15 protein-coding genes are annotated in these 15,225 nt (G+C 71.4%); 10 read left to right on the forward strand and 5 right to left on the reverse strand.

Translation table 11 applies throughout. The annotated features are described in order from the left end of the window. Window positions 1–2: 2 nt before the first annotated feature. Window positions 3–830 (forward strand): type IV toxin-antitoxin system AbiEi family antitoxin domain-containing protein, encoded by an 828-nt coding sequence (locus ACFRFH_RS14010; protein WP_382463612.1) that lies wholly within the window; start codon window positions 3–5, stop codon window positions 828–830. Between the two features lie 113 nt (window positions 831–943). Here the strand turns inward: ACFRFH_RS14010 and ACFRFH_RS14015 are convergent, their stop codons facing one another. Both ACFRFH_RS14015 and ACFRFH_RS14020 read right to left on the reverse strand, forming a co-directional pair. Continuing rightward, a complete protein-coding gene (locus ACFRFH_RS14015; RefSeq protein WP_382463613.1) occupies window positions 944–2,704 on the reverse strand; it encodes an acetyl/propionyl/methylcrotonyl-CoA carboxylase subunit alpha in 1,761 nt (586 codons plus the stop codon). 98 nt (window positions 2,705–2,802) lie between these two features. Beyond that, window positions 2,803–3,438 carry a Maf family protein gene (locus tag ACFRFH_RS14020; protein WP_382463843.1) on the reverse strand — a complete coding sequence of 212 codons (636 nt, stop codon included), beginning with the start codon at window positions 3,436–3,438 and terminating at the stop codon, window positions 2,803–2,805. Between the two features lie 24 nt (window positions 3,439–3,462). On the opposite strand from ACFRFH_RS14020, the gene ACFRFH_RS14025 reads away from it, so the two are divergent. From ACFRFH_RS14025 to ACFRFH_RS14040, 4 genes are read left to right on the forward strand one after another with little or no spacing between them, the layout of a single operon-like run. Then, a complete protein-coding gene (locus ACFRFH_RS14025; RefSeq protein WP_382463614.1) occupies window positions 3,463–4,752 on the forward strand; it encodes a class I SAM-dependent RNA methyltransferase in 1,290 nt (429 codons plus the stop codon). A 40-nt stretch (window positions 4,753–4,792) separates the two neighbouring features. Continuing rightward, window positions 4,793–5,452: a response regulator gene (locus ACFRFH_RS14030; RefSeq protein ID WP_382463615.1), complete on the forward strand. Its 660-nt coding sequence runs from the start codon at window positions 4,793–4,795 to the stop codon at window positions 5,450–5,452. Further along, window positions 5,439–6,719: an ATP-binding protein gene (locus ACFRFH_RS14035; protein WP_382463616.1), complete on the forward strand. Its 1,281-nt coding sequence runs from the start codon at window positions 5,439–5,441 to the stop codon at window positions 6,717–6,719. Before ACFRFH_RS14030 ends, ACFRFH_RS14035 begins: the two co-directional genes overlap by 14 nt. Then, on the forward strand, window positions 6,716–7,750 hold the full coding sequence (locus ACFRFH_RS14040; RefSeq protein ID WP_382463617.1) for a hypothetical protein: 1,035 nt from the start codon (window positions 6,716–6,718) through the stop codon (window positions 7,748–7,750). Before ACFRFH_RS14035 ends, ACFRFH_RS14040 begins: the two co-directional genes overlap by 4 nt. Before the next feature lie 410 nt (window positions 7,751–8,160). On the opposite strand, the gene ACFRFH_RS14045 is transcribed toward ACFRFH_RS14040, so the two are convergent. Continuing rightward, on the reverse strand, window positions 8,161–8,415 hold the full coding sequence (locus tag ACFRFH_RS14045) for an acyl-CoA carboxylase epsilon subunit (protein WP_382463618.1): 255 nt from the start codon (window positions 8,413–8,415) through the stop codon (window positions 8,161–8,163). After that, window positions 8,412–10,025 (reverse strand): acyl-CoA carboxylase subunit beta, encoded by a 1,614-nt coding sequence (locus ACFRFH_RS14050; protein WP_382463619.1) that lies wholly within the window; start codon window positions 10,023–10,025, stop codon window positions 8,412–8,414. Before ACFRFH_RS14050 ends, ACFRFH_RS14045 begins: the two co-directional genes overlap by 4 nt. 76 nt (window positions 10,026–10,101) lie before the next feature. On the opposite strand from ACFRFH_RS14050, the gene ACFRFH_RS14055 reads away from it, so the two are divergent. Next, window positions 10,102–10,863 carry a biotin--[acetyl-CoA-carboxylase] ligase gene (locus ACFRFH_RS14055; protein ID WP_382463620.1) on the forward strand — a complete coding sequence of 254 codons (762 nt, stop codon included), beginning with the start codon at window positions 10,102–10,104 and terminating at the stop codon, window positions 10,861–10,863. 8 nt (window positions 10,864–10,871) lie between these two features. Further along, the gene (locus tag ACFRFH_RS14060) at window positions 10,872–11,420 is read left to right on the forward strand and encodes a PH domain-containing protein (RefSeq protein ID WP_382463621.1); all 549 of its coding nucleotides are present in this window, start codon (window positions 10,872–10,874) and stop codon (window positions 11,418–11,420) included. On the opposite strand, the gene ACFRFH_RS14065 is transcribed toward ACFRFH_RS14060, so the two are convergent. Then, window positions 11,382–11,951 (reverse strand): GtrA family protein, encoded by a 570-nt coding sequence (locus tag ACFRFH_RS14065; RefSeq protein ID WP_382463622.1) that lies wholly within the window; start codon window positions 11,949–11,951, stop codon window positions 11,382–11,384. The genes ACFRFH_RS14060 and ACFRFH_RS14065 overlap by 39 nt on opposite strands. 120 nt (window positions 11,952–12,071) lie before the next feature. Between ACFRFH_RS14065 and ACFRFH_RS14070 the strand changes: the two genes are divergently transcribed. The 3 genes from ACFRFH_RS14070 (at window position 12,072) to ACFRFH_RS14080 (ending at window position 15,157) form a co-directional block, all read left to right on the forward strand. Continuing rightward, complete coding sequence (locus tag ACFRFH_RS14070; RefSeq protein ID WP_382463623.1) at window positions 12,072–13,211, forward strand: 5-(carboxyamino)imidazole ribonucleotide synthase; 1,140 nt, start codon at window positions 12,072–12,074, stop codon at window positions 13,209–13,211. Window positions 13,212–13,292: 81 nt separating this feature from the next. Further along, window positions 13,293–13,796, forward strand: coding sequence for a 5-(carboxyamino)imidazole ribonucleotide mutase (gene purE, locus ACFRFH_RS14075; RefSeq protein WP_382463624.1), 504 nt, complete (start codon window positions 13,293–13,295; stop codon window positions 13,794–13,796). Beyond that, complete coding sequence (locus tag ACFRFH_RS14080; RefSeq protein WP_382463625.1) at window positions 13,793–15,157, forward strand: LCP family protein; 1,365 nt, start codon at window positions 13,793–13,795, stop codon at window positions 15,155–15,157. The genes purE and ACFRFH_RS14080 overlap by 4 nt, the downstream gene beginning before the upstream one ends. Window positions 15,158–15,225: the final 68 nt, after the last annotated feature.

The raw sequence follows: 15,225 nt of genomic DNA on the forward strand, positions 1-15,225 counted from the left end.
GCATGAGTTGGCAGAAGGTGCTCCGTGAGCGGGGCGGAGCGGTGACACGGCAGGAATTGAGGAAGGCCGGGATCGGCGATCGCGCGCTGACCGCGGCGGTGGAGGACGGACGTCTGCTGCGGCCGCGCCGCGGTGTCTACGCGCTTCCGGGGCTGGCCGCCGAGGGGCGCGCGGCCCTGGCGGCGGGCGGGAGGTTGTCCTGCGTATCCGCGGCGCGCAGCTACGGACTCTGGGGAGGCCAGGACGGCCGGCTCCATCTCCGCGTGCACCCGCACGCCGGGCGGACGGCCGACGACGCGGTGCGGCACTGGGAGCCGCACGACGGAAGCGCCGAGCTGTGGCGGGTGTCGCTGGCGGACTGCCTCCGTTCGGTGGTCGACTGCGCGGACGCGGAGACCGCCATCGCCGTCCTCGACACCGCGCTCGCGGCGCGTCTGGTGACCATGATCGGGTTGCGGGGCATGTTCGCGCAGAGCCCCGCAGCCGCCCGAGCGGTGGCGGCGTGCGCGCGTCCGGGCTCGGACTCGGGGGTGGAGTCCATCCTCCGTCAGCGGCTGACCGCTCGCGGGCACGTCGTCGAACAGCAGGTCGCGGTCTCGGGGGTGGGGCGCGTGGACGCCCGCGTGGACGGTGTGCTCTACGTCGAGATCGACGGCTTCGCGTTCCACGGCGGACGGGAGGCGTTCGAGCGCGACCGGACGCGCGACACCGCGCTCGCCCTCCTCGGAGCGCGCCGGCTTCGGTTCCCCGCGCGGGACCTACTCACCGACGCGGACGGGGTCGTTTCCACGATCGAGGCCGTGTTGGCAACGGAGGAGATCCGGGCGTGAAGCACACCGAAAGGCAGCTAACGGAGGAGATCGGGGCCCGGGGTGGGGGGATCTCCTCCGTTACTGGCAGAGGGGAGGGGGAGGGGAGGGGGAGCGGGAGGGTGGGTAGCCGGTTAGACGATGTTGAGGAGGAGGTGGCCGGAGGAGACGGTGTCGCCGACGGTGGCGTTGATGCCGGCGATGGTGCCGTCCTTGTGGGCGGTGAGGGGCTGCTCCATCTTCATGGCCTCCAGCACCAGCACCAGGTCGCCCTTGACGACCTCGTCGCCGTCGGCGACCGCGACCTTCACGACGGTGGCCTGCATGGGCGCGGTCACCGAGTCGCCGGTCGCCGTGTCCACAGCGTGCGCGCCGGAGCGGCGGCGCGGAGCGGGAGCCGCGGCCTCCGCCGGGCCGCCGCCGGTGAGCAGGCGCGCGGGCAGCGACACCTCGATGCGCTTGCCCTCGACCTCGACCACGACGTTGCTGCGGCGCTCGGCCGGGGTCTCGCCCAGCTCGCCCGCCCACGGCTCGACGCCGCCGGCCCACTCGGTCTCGATCCAGCGGGTGTAGATCGAGAACGGCTCGCCGTCCTGCGGGGCGAAGGCCGGATCGCGCACGATCGCGCGGTGGAAGGGCAGCACGGTCGGCAGGCCCGCGACCTCGAACTCGTCGAGGGCGCGGCGGGACCGCTCCAGGGCCTCCTCGCGGCTGGCGCCGGTCACGATGAGCTTGGCGAGCATGGAGTCGAACGCGCCGGAGATGACGTCGCCCGCCTGGATGCCGCTGTCCACGCGGACACCGGGGCCGCCGGGCGCCTTGAAGACGTGCACGGGGCCGGGGGAGGGGATGAAGTTGCGGCCGGCGTCCTCGCCGTTGATCCGGAACTCGAAGGAGTGGCCGCGCGCGATCGGGTCGTCGTAGTCGAGCTCGCCGCCCTCGGCGAGGCGGAACTGCTCGCGGACGAGGTCGATGCCGGTGACCTCCTCGGACACCGGGTGCTCGACCTGGAGGCGGGTGTTGACCTCCAGGAACGACACCGTGCCGTCCTTGCCGATCAGGAACTCGCAGGTGCCTGCGCCCTGGTAGCCGACCTCCTTGAGGATGGCCTTGGACGCACTGTAGAGCTTGTCGAGCTGCTCCGGGGTGAGGAACGGCGCGGGCGCCTCCTCCACGAGCTTCTGGTGGCGGCGCTGCAGCGAGCAGTCGCGGGTGGAGACCACGACGACGTTGCCGTAGGCGTCTGCGAGGCACTGCGTCTCGACGTGGCGCGGCTGGTCGAGGTACTTCTCGACGAAGCACTCACCGCGGCCGAACGCGGCGATAGCCTCGCGGGTGGCGGAGTCGAAGAGCTCGGCGACCTCGTCGCGGGTGCGGGCGACCTTCAGACCGCGGCCGCCGCCGCCGAACGCCGCCTTGATGGCGACGGGGAGGCCGTACTCGTCCACGAACTCGAGCACCTCGGCCGCGTCGGCGACCGGGTTGAGCGTGCCGGGGGCGAGCGGCGCGCCGACCTTCTCGGCGACGTGGCGGGCCGACACCTTGTCACCGAGGCGCTCGATGGCCTCCGGCGACGGGCCGATCCAGGTCAGGCCGGCCGCGATGACGGCACGGGCGAAGTCGGCGTTCTCGGCGAGGAAGCCGTAACCCGGGTGCACCGCGTCGGCGCCGGAGCGGCGGGCGACCGAGAGGATCTTGTCGATGATCAGGTAGGTCTCGGCGCTGGTCGTGCCCTCGAGGGCGTAGGCCTCGTCGGCGAGCCGGACGTGGAGGGCGTCGCGATCCTGGTCGGCGTAGACGGCGACGGAGGCGATTCCGCTGTCTTTCGCGGCACGGATGACGCGGACGGCGATCTCGCCGCGGTTGGCGATGAGGACCTTCGAGATACGGGGCACAATTCCCTAGCCTATGCCGGGATACGGGCCAGCTTTTGGTTGATCCCCACAAAAAAGCATTTGCGCGACTTCAGAGAGTCGACAAATGACAGCCGGGATCAGGCCCGGGTCCACAGCTCCGTCCACTCCACGCCCAGCCGACGCACCAGGTCGCGCAGCGTCGACAGCGACAGCCCGACAACGGTGCTCGGGTCGCCCTCCACGCGGGTGATGAACGGGCCGCCGAGGCTGTCGATGGTGAACGCGCCGGCGACCTCCAGCGGCTCGCCGCTCGCTACGTACGCGTCGATCTCGGTCTCGGTGACGTCGGCGAAGGTGACGGCGGCCACCGCCGCCGCGCCGACCGCGCCGTTCTCGCGCCCGTCGCGGTGGTCGATCAGCCAGTGCCCCGAGTGCAGCATGCCGGTGCGGCCGCGCTGTTGCAGCCAGCGCTCGCGCGCGACCTCCGGGAGGTGCGGCTTGCCGTGGATCTGCCCGTCGATCGCGAACGCCGAGTCGCCGCCGAGGATGAGGCCGTCGATCGGCGCCCCGTCCAGCGTGCCGCGCACGGCCTCCGCCTTCAGCCGCGCGAGCAGCTGCACCATCGCTTGCGGCGAAAGCGGGCCGTGCTCGGCCTCCGCCGCCGCGACGGCCGCCGGCTCGTCGACGTGGGAGGGCACGACGATCGGTTCGACGCCGGCCGCGCGCAGCAGCGCGAGGCGGGCGGGGGACGTGGAGGCGAGGTAGAGGCGCATGGTCACCTGTGGGATGCTCGAAGGATGCCCCAGAAGGACGAGGTCGAACTCGACATTATCAACGTCGCCCACGGCGGCGTGTTCGTCGCCCGCCACGAGGGCCGCGTGGTCTTCGTGCCGGACACCATCCCGGGGGAGCGGGTCCGCGCGCGGATCGCCGACCAGGCGCACGACCGGTTCTGGCGTGCAGAGCTGCTGGAGGTCGTGGAACCGGCGGCCGAGCGGCAGGAGCACGTCTGGGGCGCGGCGTCCGTCGAGCGCGCGCCCGAGCGACGGGCCGGCGGCGCCGAGTTCGGCCACATCCGGCTCGACCACCAGCGCGAGCTCAAGCGGCGCGTGATCGTGGACGCCCTCCAGCGCACGGCGAAGCTCGACCCCGCCGCCATCGAGGCGCTCGGCGCGGGCTCCGGCCCCGTCGTGGAGGCCGTGGCCGGCGAGACCGGTGACGGCACCGGCTGGCGCACGCGCGTCCGGCTCCAGGTCGGCGAGGACGGCGCGATCGGGCCGTACGCCGCCCGCAGCCACACCATCGTCCCGGTCTCCGACCTCCCGCTGGCGACGGCGGCCGTCGAGGAGTCGGCCCCCTTCGGGCAGCGCTTCTCCGGCGCGGAGTCGGTCGACGTCGTCGCGACGGGCGGCGGTGCGACCCATGTGCTGGTCAACGACCTCCCCGAGCGGCGCGGCAAGCGGCTGGTCCGGCCGCGCCGCCGTCCGGTGCCGATCCGCGAGCGGGTGGGCGAGCGCGAGTTCCGGCTCGACGCGCGCGGCTTCTGGCAGGTGCACCGTCAGGCGGCGGCGACGCTCACCGAGGCCGTCCGCTCCGCGGTGGACGAGGCGCTGTTCGACCCGCGCGCAGCGAACCTCGACCTCTATGGCGGGGTCGGCCTCCTCGCCGCGGCCCTGGGCGACCGGTTCGGCTCCACGCTGCGCATCACCTCGGTGGAGGCCGACGAGGCCGCGACCGACGACGCAGCGGAGAACCTGGCCGAATGGGTCGGCGCGAGCGCCGTGACCGCCCGGGTGGAGCGCTTCGTCACGGGCTTGGCTGCGGAGGCCACCGCGGCCGAGCGCGCCCGGCTGCGCGCGGCCACCGTCGTGCTCGACCCGCCGCGCTCCGGCGCCGGCCGGGAGGTCGTCGAGGCCGTCGCCGCGATGCGCCCCGCCCAGATCGTCTACGTCGCTTGCGACCCCGTCGCCCTCGCGCGCGACGTCGCCTACTTCGCCGAGCGCGGCTACCCGCTGCGCACGCTGCGGGCCTTCGACCTGTTCCCGAACACCCACCATGTGGAGGCCGTCGCCACGCTGACTCCGTGATCGGCCGGAATACATGTACCCGCACACTACGATGGTCAGCATGGTGCGAGTGGCAATCGTCGACGATCACGAGTCCGTGCGGCTCGGGCTCAAAGCGGCCTGTCAGGACGCGGGCTACCGAGTGGTGGTCACCGCGGCGACGGTGGACGACTTCGTCCAGCAGCTCGGCACCCAGGAGTGCGACGTCGTCGTCCTCGACCTGTCGCTCGGCGACGGCTCCAAGGTGACCGACAACGTCAAGCGCTCGCAGGCGACCGGCGCCGCCGTGCTCGTGCACAGCATCGCCGACCGGGTCGCGAGCGTGCGCGAGGCGCTCGCCGCGGGCGCCGCCGGCGTCATCCCCAAGTCCTCGCCGACCACGACCGTCATGAACGCGATCGAGACGGTCGCGCGCGGCGACGTGCTCAACAACCTGGAGTGGGCCACCGCGATCGACGCGGACAGCGACTTCGCCAAGGCTCAGCTCGGCCGCCGCGAGCGCGACGTGCTCCACCTCTACGCGTCCGGCCTGCCGCTCAAGGCGGTCGCCGCACAGCTCGGCATCGCCAACTCGACGGCGCGCGAGTACCTCGACCGCATTCGCGTGAAGTACGTGGAAGTCGGCCGTCCGGCCCCGACGAAGGTGGACCTCCTCCGTCGCGCGGTCGAGGACGGCATCCTGCCCGGGCTCGACCCCGACACGGGCAATGAGCGCGCCTAGCGTTCCGCGCTCCGCCGCAGGAGCACCCCGCGAGTCGGCCAAGCCGCGCAACCCGCTCAGCAGAGCCAGGATCGAACGCATCTCGGACCGCACGGTGTCGGCGTTCGGCCTCGTCTTCGGGCTGCAGACCTTCCCCACCGCTCTCGGGCAGCTCGATGCCCTGCGCAGTCCGTGGGGCCTCATCGTCCTGGTGGTGATCTTCGGCGGCCTGGCGTTCACGGTGCTGCTGGCGATCGTCGCGCAGCGCTTCGTGAAGGTCACGATGGGCGTGCTGTCGCTCGTGTACTTCGCCGCGATCGTCACCTGGCCGCTGCTCTCGGCCGACCCGAAGGCGTTCGCGTCGGACAAGCCGTGGGTCTGGTTCCTCTGCTCGGTCTTCACCGCGTTCGCCGCCGTCGCCTACCCGCTGTGGCTGGCCATCGCCTACACGATCGTGACCCCGCTCGCCTACGGCGTGGTCCGGGCGCTGCCCGCCGGCGGGGGAGTCGGGGCGGAGCTGGCCGGCCTGGACGCCGTCTACGCGATCATCCTCGGCGGCGTCATCCTCGCCATCATCGCGATGATGCGGCAGGCGGCGACCGCCGTCGACGTCGCGCAGAGCCAGGCGCTCGCCAAGTACGGCAACGCGGTGCGCCAGCACGCGACGGAGGTGGAGCGCGTGCAGGTCGACGCGATCGTGCACGACAGCGTGCTGACCACCCTGCTGTCGGCCGCGAGCGCCCGCACCCAGGAGCAGAAGGACCTCGCAGCACGGATGGCCGCGGATGCGATCGGCCACCTGCACGCCGCGGAGGCGTCCGTTCCGGAGGACCAGACCCAGGTCGGCGTCGAGCAGCTCTCCGACCGGCTGGTGACGGCCGCGCGGGCCTTCTCGTCGCCGTTCGAGGTGGACGCGCGCGACGACGACGAGCTGCACAGCCTCCCGGTCAACGTCGCGGAGGCCGTCTACTCGGCGGCCGTGCAGGCGATGGTCAACAGCATGCAGCACGCCGGCGGCGACGAGGTGCGGCGCGGCGTGGTCGTCCGCGGCGGCGAGCACGGCGCGGCGGTCCGCGTGATCGTGACCGACGACGGCCGCGGCTTCGATGCCGCCGAGGTCCCCGCCGAGCGGCTGGGGCTGCGGGTGAGCATCCGGGAGCGGCTGGCGAAGGTCGGCGGTCGCGCGAACGTCGTCTCGGCGCCGGGCGAGGGCACGACGGTCACCATCGTCTGGCCTGCCGGCGAGCGCAGCTCGGTCGTGGAGCGCGAGCAGGAGACCGCAGGATGATCACTCTCAACCGCCTGCTGTTCCTCGGGCTCGGGGCGCTGTTCTCGGCGTACCACCTGTTCCTCGGGCTGTCGTCGCTGTCGATCCCCTCCTCGCCCGGCCCCGCGATCGTCGCGATGGCGCTGTATGCGGTCGCGACCGTGATCAGCCTGTGGCCGACGAGTCCGACCAAGATGCCGCTGTGGCTGGCGTCGTTCGACCTCGCCGTCTGCGTGGTTATCCCGATCCTGGTCACCAGTGAGCTGAACCCGGCGAAGGACAACGGCTACGCGACCTGGTACGTGGCGGCGGTGGGCACGCTGATGACGATCGCCGCCGTGCGTCGTCAGCAGTTCGTGGCGTGGGTCGGCGTCGGCTTCCTGGCCGTGCAGACGGTGGTCTGGGCCGGACCGGGCGCGCTCGCGGGACTCGGGGTCATCGGCTCTGTGGTCTGGGTCGGTGTCGCCGTCGTCATCTCCGGCTCGCTCGCCAAGGCCGGCCGCGACGCCCTCCAGTTCGCCCGTGCGGAGCGGGAGGCCACCGAGTGGCAGGCCGCGCAGGAGGCGCACGTCATGGAGCGTCAGCTGCGCCTGCGGCAGACCTACCGCGTCGCCGCGCCGATGCTCGCCGAGATCGTGCGCCGCGGCGGCGACCTCACCGAGGCGGAACGGCGCGAGTGCCGCTACCTGGAGGGCGCCATCCGCGACGAGATCCGCGGCCGCCGCCTGCTCAACGACGACGTGCGCCGGGAGGTCATGGACGCCCGCCGGCGCGGCGTCGTGGTGAGCCTGCTCGACGAGGGCGGCATCGACGACCTCGACCAGCCGGGGCTGGAGGCGGTGCTGCGCCGGCTCGCGGACGCCATCCGCGGCACGACGACGGACAAGCTGATCGTGCGGACGGTGCCGCGCTCGTCCAAGACCGCCGTGACCGTGGTGGGCCTCCGGATGTCCGACGACGGCGCCGCGAACGCGCTGGGAGCGGACTCGGAGGACGACGAGGTCGACCTCTGGCTCGAGATCCCGCGCCCCCTCGTCGCCGCCACCCCCTGACCCACCCATCGAAGGGCACGTAAACGCCCCTAAAACGCGGTTTTAGGGGCGTTTACGTGCCCCTCGGCGGGGGTTAAAAGGGGAAAGGGGCCGACACCCGAATTTGTCGGCCCCTTTTCAAACCCCGAGTCAGGACGACAACCCGAATATCGTCCTGACTCGCCCCCAAAACACTCGCCCGCTTACCCTAGTCGGCGAGTGATTGGCGGTGTAACTCACGAGGAGAGACACCTAGCAATAACAATATTGTCGCCCCGGCCGATAAATACATAGTCGTCATTTTGGGGGACTTCAGGGGGACAGTTTCGCGAGCCCCGCGCGTCGCGCGTGGCGGATTGCCGCCTGTCCCCGATGTGGGGGACATCCTGGTCGGGGTACAAACCCCTTTTCGGGGTACGCGCCGCGCAGGGTCAGCCCGAGAACGACCGCCACACGCCGGGGCCCGGCGTGAGCGGCTTCCGGAGGCCGCGCTGCGAGCGCTGCCAGCCGTCCGGGCCGTGCTGCGGCCGGGCGTCGCGCGCCGCCGCAGCCGCCTCCGCCGCCGCCGTCGCGAGCACGGCGGTGACGGCCGCGATCTCCTCCGGGGTCACGCCCGTGGTGAGGAATCGCAGCTGCGACGGGTCGAGCGGGGACGGACCGGTCGACGCCTCGTGCCTGCCGCTCACAGCGGGATGTTCCCGTGCTTCTTCGGCGGCAGCGAGGCGCGCTTGGTGCGCAGCGCCCGCAGCGCCTTGATGACCGAGATGCGCGTTGCGGCCGGCTCGATCACGCCGTCCAGCTCGCCGCGCTCGGCCGCGAGGAACGGGCTGGCGACGTTGTACGTGTACTCGCTGGCGAGGCGGGCGCGCACGGCCGCGACGTCCTCGCCGGCCTCCTCCGCGCGCTTGATCTCGCCGCGGTACAGGATGTTGACCGCGCCCTGGCCGCCCATGACCGCGATCTCGGCCGTCGGCCAGGCGAGGTTCATGTCGGCGCCGAGCTGCTTGGAGCCCATGACGATGTAGGCGCCGCCGTAGGCCTTGCGGGTGATGATCGTCACCAGCGGCACGGTCGCCTCCGCGTACGCGTACAGCAGTTTCGCGCCGCGCCGGATGACGCCGGTCCACTCCTGGTCCGTGCCGGGCAGGTAGCCTGGCACGTCGACCAGGGTGAGGATCGGGATGCTGAACGCGTCGCAGAACCGCACGAAGCGCGACGCCTTCTCGCCCGCGTCGATGTTGAGCGTGCCCGCCATCGCGCTGGGCTGGTTGGCGACGATGCCGACCGAGCGGCCCTCCACGCGGGCGAAGCCGATCACGATGTTCGGCGCGAACAGCGGCTGGATCTCCAGGAACTCGCCGTCGTCGACGATCCCCTCGATGATGCTGGTGACGTCGTACGGCTGGTTGGGGGAGTCCGGGATGATCGTGTCGAGCCGGCGGTCGGCGTCGGTGATCTCCAGCTCCGGCTCCGCCTCGAACACCGGCAACTCCGCCAGGTTGTTCTGCGGCAGGTAGCTGAGCAGGGCGCGCGCGTAGTCGAGCGCGTCCTCCTCGTCGCTGGCGAGGTAGTGCGAGACGCCGGAGATCTTGTTGTGGGTGAGCGCGCCGCCCAGCTCCTCGAAGCCGACGTCCTCGCCCGTGACGGTCTTGATCACGTCGGGGCCGGTGACGAACATGTGGCTGGACTTGTCGACCATGATGACGAAGTCGGTGAGGGCGGGGGAGTACACCGCGCCGCCGGCCGCCGGGCCCATCACGATGGAGATCTGCGGGATGACGCCGGAGGCGGCGGTGTTGCGGCGGAAGATCTCGCCGTACTTGCCGAGCGCGACGACGCCCTCCTGGATGCGCGCGCCGCCGGAGTCGAGGATGCCGATCATCGGGACGCCGGTCTTGAGCGCGTGGTCCATGACCTTGATGATCTTCTCGCCCGCGACCTCGCCGAGGCTGCCGCCGAAGATGGTGAAGTCCTGGCTGAAGACCGCCACGTTGCGGCCGTGGATGGTGCCGACGCCGGTGACCACCGCGTCGCCGTAGGGCCGCTTGGCCTCCATGCCGAACGCGTGGGTGCGGTGGCGGACGAACTCGTCGAACTCCACGAACGAGCCCTGGTCGAGGAGCAGGTCGATGCGCTCGCGGGCGGTCAGCTTGCCCTTCGCGTGCTGCTTCTCGATCGCGGCCTGGCCGCTCGCGGTCACGGCCTCGTGGAACCGCTCCTTGAGGTCGGCGAGCTTGCCGGCGGTCGTGAAGGGATCGGGGGTCTGACGTGCTTCGGTGTCGGTCACGCCGTTCACTCTACCTGCCAGCCGAATAGCGATGCCGTCTACGGATTCCTACAAATCCGAGGCCGTTCGCTGGCAGAATTGAGCAATGAGCTTCCGTCGCAGCCGGGCTGTCGTCCCCGTCCTCGAGGTGCTGCCGGAGGCGGCGTCCACCAACGACGTGCTGCAGGCGCGCGCGGGCGATCTGCCCGACCTCGCCGTCGTCGTCACCGACAACCAGACGGGCGGCCGCGGCCGGCTCGGCCGGGTCTGGGTGTCGCCTCCGGGCAAGGCGCTCGCCATCTCGGTGCTGCTGCGCCCGGAGGGACTCGCCCCGGAGGCGCTCGGCTGGTTCCCGCTGCTCGCCGGGGTCGCGATGAGCCGTGCGCTCTCGGGCTTCACGAGCCGGGAGGTCGCGGTCAAGTGGCCGAACGATGTGCTGATCGACGAGGCCAAGGTGTGCGGCATCCTCTCCGAGCTGCTGCCGGGCATGGACGGCGTGATCGTCGGCGCCGGGGTGAACCTGACGCTGGAGCGCGACGAGCTGCCGACCGCGACCTCCACCTCGCTCGCGCTCGCCGGCGCGAAGGACATCGACCCCGACGCCGTGCTGGCCGCCTACCTCACCCAGCTCAGCGTGCTCTACCGCGAGTTCGTGGCTGCGGGCGGCGACCCGGTGCGCAGCGCCCTGCGCGACGAGGTCGTGGAGGCCTGCCACACCATCGGCCGCTCCGTGCGGGTCGAGCTGCCCGGCGGCGACGTGCTGCTCGGCACCGCGACGTCGATCGACGAGTCCGGCCGCCTGATCGTGGACTCGGATGACGGTCCGACGGCGGTGGCGGCGGGCGACGTGACGCACCTGCGGTATTAATGGGATACATGAGCAACACGCCGGAGGGTACGCCCGCGCCACCTCCCGAGCGGGTCATCGCCCGCCTGAGGTCGAACGCGCGCGCGATGTTCTGGCCGAGCCTCGCCCTGATCGCTGCGGCAGGCGGCGTCGGCTTCTTCGCCGGACGCGTGTCCGAGGTGTGGGAGGTCGTGCTGCTGTGGAGCTCGGCGGCCGCCGTCGTCCTCCTGCTGTTCCTGCTGCCTCTCGCCGTGTGGCTGAGCAGGCGGTACACGATCACGACGCGCCGGCTCATCATCCGGCACGGGTTCTTCGTGCGCGTGCGCCAGGAGCTGCTGCACAGCCGCGGCTACGACGTCGCGGTGCGGCGCTCGTGGCTGCAGAGCATGTTCCGCTCGGGGGACGTGCTGATCAACTCCGGGCTGGACCACCCGGTCGTGCTGCGGGACGTGCCCAAGGCCGATCAGGTGCAGCGCGCGCTGAGCGAGCTGATGGAGCGCACGCAGACCGTCGTGGCGGTGCGCAGACAGCAGTCGGAGTCAGTCTCCGACGAGACCACCGTCTGGGGTTCGCGCTAGCGTCGAGCCCGTCGTGGTGGCCGGCTCCGGTGCGGTGACGACAACGCTGGTGGTCCGGGCCTTCGCCTTCGCCTTCTCGGCGCGGCCGGGCGCGAACACCCACCAGCGGTAGAGCGCGAAGCGGAACAGCATGCCGACCGCGAGGCCGACGACGTTCGCCGAGATGTTGTCGGCGACCGGGCCCACCATGCCGAGCAGGTAGTGCGACACCCACACGCAGAGCAGCGGGATGCCGGTGCCGGTGGCCAGGCTGACGGCGAAGAACTCGACGCCCTCCCGGGCGGCGTTGTCCTGACGCTGGCCGGAGAACGCCCAGAACCGGTTGCCGATCCAGTTCGTCAGGATGGCGATGACCGTCGCGATGATCGTCGCGTAGATCGTCCGGTGCTCCACATTGCGCAGCACGATCAGCAGCATCACGTTGAAGACGACGAGGTTGACCCCGAAGCCGACAGCGCCCACCGCGCCGAACTTGATCAGCTGCGGGAGGAAGCGCGCCGTGCGGTGCGCTGTGGTCGTCTCGGTCGTCATGCTCCAGCCTGGCTATGCGGGAAGATAGGAAGTGCGTTCGTCACATTACGCGGCCCGGGTGTCCGGTATCTGGGAGTTGCCCGCGCACCGTGTGAAGAGTATCGAGGAGAGACATCGGAGATGGCCAGGAACACAGTCGGTGTGATCGGCGGCGGACAGCTGGCCAGGATGATGATCCCTCCCGCGGTGGAGCTCGGCATCGACATCCGCGTGCTGGAGGAGGCGGAGGGGATGAGCGCCGACCTGGCGGCGACCGGCGTCGGCGACTACCGCGACCTCGACACCGTGCTCGCGTTCGCCGAGACGGTCGACGTCGTGACCTTCGACCACGAGCATGTGCCGCCGGCGATCCTGCGTGAGCTGGTCGGCCGCGGCATCCCCGTGCACCCCGGTCCCGACGCGCTGCTCTACGCGCAGGACAAGCTGCAGATGCGCGCCAAGCTCAGCGAGCTGGGGCTGCCGGTGCCGGACTGGGCCGCGGTGGAGTCCGCCGACGAGCTCGGCGCGTTCCTCGCCGACCACGGCGGCCGTGCGGTCGTGAAGACGGCGCGCGGCGGCTACGACGGCAAGGGCGTGCGGGTCGTGTCGGAGGCCTCCGGTGCGGACGACTGGTTCCTCGCGCTCGCCGAGGACGGTCGCGGCGGCGCCCTGCTGGTCGAGGAGCTGGTGGACTTCCGCCGGGAGCTGGCGCAGCTCGTCGCACGCCGCCCGTCCGGCGAGATCGCCGCGTGGCCCGTCGTGGAGACGGTCCAGCGCGACGGCGTCTGCGCGGAGGTGATCGCCCCGGCGCCCGGCTCGGTCGGCCGCGTGGCGCAGGTCTCCGCCGACATCGCCCGCCACGTCGCCGATGGTCTCGGCGTCACCGGCGTGCTCGCGGTGGAGCTGTTCGAGACCACCGACGGCCGGGTGCTCATCAACGAGCTGGCCATGCGCCCGCACAACAGCGGCCACTGGTCGATCGAGGGCGCGGTCACCGGCCAGTTCGAGCAGCACCTGCGCGCGGTCCTCGACCTTCCGCTCGGCTCGACCGCGCCGCGCGAGGAGTGGTCGGTGATGGTCAACATCCTCGGCGGCCCCGCCGAGGGCACGCTGCAGGACCGCTACCCGGCGGCGCTGGCCGCGCATCCCGAGGCCAAGTTCCACGGCTACGGCAAGGCGCCGCGGCCGGGCCGCAAGGTCGGGCATGTGACCGTGGGCGGGGACGACCTCGACGACGTGGTCTACCGGGCGCGGGCGGCGGCGGCCTTCTTCGAAGGCTGAGGCGGAGATTCCGCCCGAATCTCCGTCCCTCGCGGCGGGCCTAACCCGGCCACCCCGCACCCCCGACCTATCCTGAGTCGCATGCCAGCACAGCCTCAGCCCGTCGTGTCCGTCATCATGGGCTCCGACTCCGACTGGTCCGTGATGGAGGAGGCCTCGAAGGTGCTCACCGAGTTCGGTGTGGCGCACGAGGTCGAGGTGGTCTCCGCGCACCGCACTCCCGAGAAGATGATCGCCTTCGGCATGGCGGCTGCCGGCCGGGGCGTGCGCGTCATCATCGCGGGAGCCGGCGGCGCCGCGCACCTGCCCGGGATGGTCGCGGCCGTCACCACCCTCCCCGTCGTCGGTGTCCCGGTGCCGCTCGCGCGGCTGGACGGACTCGACTCGCTGCTGTCGATCGTGCAGATGCCCGCGGGCGTCCCCGTCGCGACCGTCTCCATCGGTGGCGCCCGCAATGCCGGGCTGCTCGCCGTCAAGATCCTCGCCACCTCCGACCCGGAGCTGTCCGCCGCTCTTGCGCGTTTCGCCGCCGACCTCGAGGCGAGCGTGGAGGAGAAGAACCGGGCGCTGAAGTCGCGGCTATGAACCCGCGGACTCCGCTGCGGACCCCCGACGCGACGTCGCCGGGGGAGATGACCGCGCGTGGCTGGTGGCTGGTCGGCCTCAACATCCTGCTGCCCGGCACGCCCCAGCTCGTCGCGGGCAACCGCCTGCTGGGCCGCGCCGGAATTCTCGCAACCCTCCTGCTCTGGGCGCTCGGGCTCGTGGCGCTGATCCTGGCGGTCGCGTCCCCGTCGTCGCTGTACACGTTCGCGACCCAGGCGGGCGGCCTCACCGTCGTCCAGATCCTGCTCATCGCCTACGCGGTGCTGTGGGTGGTGCTCACCCTCGACACTCTGCGGCTCGTCCGTCTGGTGAAGGCGCGGGCGAAGATGCGCGGCTGGATCGCCGCGTTCTCCGTACTGGTGCTGGTCGGGCTGGCCGGCACCGCGGCCTACGGGTCCGCGGTCGCGGGCTCGGCACGCGGTGCGCTCGGCGACATCTTCGCCGACGGCGGCCCCGTCGCGCCGGTGGACGGACGCTACAACATCATGCTGCTCGGCGGCGATGCCGGGCCCGACCGGCAGGGGCTGCGCCCGGACAGCATGTCGATCGTCAGCATCGACGCCAGCACCGGGAAGGCCGTCACGATCGGCCTGCCGCGCGACCTCAACCCGGTGCCGTTCTCTGCCAAATCCCCACTGCGTACCGTCTACCCCGACGGCTACGGCTACCACGACAAGTGCGACGTCGACGTCTGCCAGCTCAACTCCATCTACACCGAGGTCGAGCTCTACAAGCCGGACCTGTACCCGAACGCGAAGAAGCAGCAGAGCGAGCCGGGGATCGAGGCGATGCGCGACGCGCTGGAGGGCGCGACCGGGCTGACCATCCAGTACTACGTGCTCATCGACATGCAGGGCTTCGCCGACCTGATCGACGCGCTCGGCGGGGTCGACATCACCGTGACCGAGAAGGTGCCGATCGGCGGCGACGAGAACCTCAACGGCGTCGTGGAGTGGATCCAGCCCGGACAGCACCACATGGACGGCTACCACGCCCAGTGGTACGCCAGGGCACGGCACGGCACGAGCGACTACGACCGGATGGCGCGCCAGCGCCAGCTGCAGGACGCGATCCTCAAGCAGTTCAACCCGCTCAACGTCGTCACCAAGTTCCAGGACATCGCCCACGCCGGCGCGCAGGTGATGAAGACCGACATCCCGCAATCGATGCTCGGCTACTTCGTCGACCTCGGCATGAAGACGCGCACGCAGCCGGTCGACAAGCTGGAGCTCGTGCCTCCCGCGATCGATCCGACGAAGCCGGACTACACGCAGATCCACCAGCTCGTGAAGACGGCGCTGACGCCGCCGACGGCGACGCCCGCACCGTCCGGAGGCTGAGCGGACCCACAGAGGACGCGCGTGGGCCCCTGTCAGAACGCCCGACACAACCTGCTTAGAATGAACGA

The organism is Leifsonia sp. NPDC056824 (genome assembly GCF_042789575.1).
Taxonomy (GTDB): Bacteria; Actinomycetota; Actinomycetes; order Actinomycetales; family Microbacteriaceae; genus Leifsonia.

What these genes read in the sequence shown, in the direction of transcription:
- ACFRFH_RS14025 (WP_382463614.1), top strand. Translation starts at nt 3,463, where the DNA reads ATGCCCCAGAAGGACGAGGTCGAACTCGACATTATCAACGTCGCCCAC.
- ACFRFH_RS14060 (WP_382463621.1), top strand. Translation starts at nt 10,872, where the DNA reads ATGAGCAACACGCCGGAGGGTACGCCCGCGCCACCTCCCGAGCGGGTC.
- ACFRFH_RS14055 (WP_382463620.1), top strand. Translation starts at nt 10,102, where the DNA reads ATGAGCTTCCGTCGCAGCCGGGCTGTCGTCCCCGTCCTCGAGGTGCTG.
- ACFRFH_RS14010 (WP_382463612.1), top strand. Translation starts at nt 3, where the DNA reads ATGAGTTGGCAGAAGGTGCTCCGTGAGCGGGGCGGAGCGGTGACACGG.
- purE (WP_382463624.1), top strand. Translation starts at nt 13,293, where the DNA reads ATGCCAGCACAGCCTCAGCCCGTCGTGTCCGTCATCATGGGCTCCGAC.
- ACFRFH_RS14020 (WP_382463843.1), bottom strand. Translation starts at nt 3,438, where the DNA reads ATGCGCCTCTACCTCGCCTCCACGTCCCCCGCCCGCCTCGCGCTGCTG.
- ACFRFH_RS14030 (WP_382463615.1), top strand. Translation starts at nt 4,793, where the DNA reads ATGGTGCGAGTGGCAATCGTCGACGATCACGAGTCCGTGCGGCTCGGG.
- ACFRFH_RS14040 (WP_382463617.1), top strand. Translation starts at nt 6,716, where the DNA reads ATGATCACTCTCAACCGCCTGCTGTTCCTCGGGCTCGGGGCGCTGTTC.
- ACFRFH_RS14080 (WP_382463625.1), top strand. Translation starts at nt 13,793, where the DNA reads ATGAACCCGCGGACTCCGCTGCGGACCCCCGACGCGACGTCGCCGGGG.
- ACFRFH_RS14070 (WP_382463623.1), top strand. Translation starts at nt 12,072, where the DNA reads ATGGCCAGGAACACAGTCGGTGTGATCGGCGGCGGACAGCTGGCCAGG.
- ACFRFH_RS14035 (WP_382463616.1), top strand. Translation starts at nt 5,439, where the DNA reads ATGAGCGCGCCTAGCGTTCCGCGCTCCGCCGCAGGAGCACCCCGCGAG.
- ACFRFH_RS14065 (WP_382463622.1), bottom strand. Translation starts at nt 11,951, where the DNA reads ATGACGACCGAGACGACCACAGCGCACCGCACGGCGCGCTTCCTCCCG.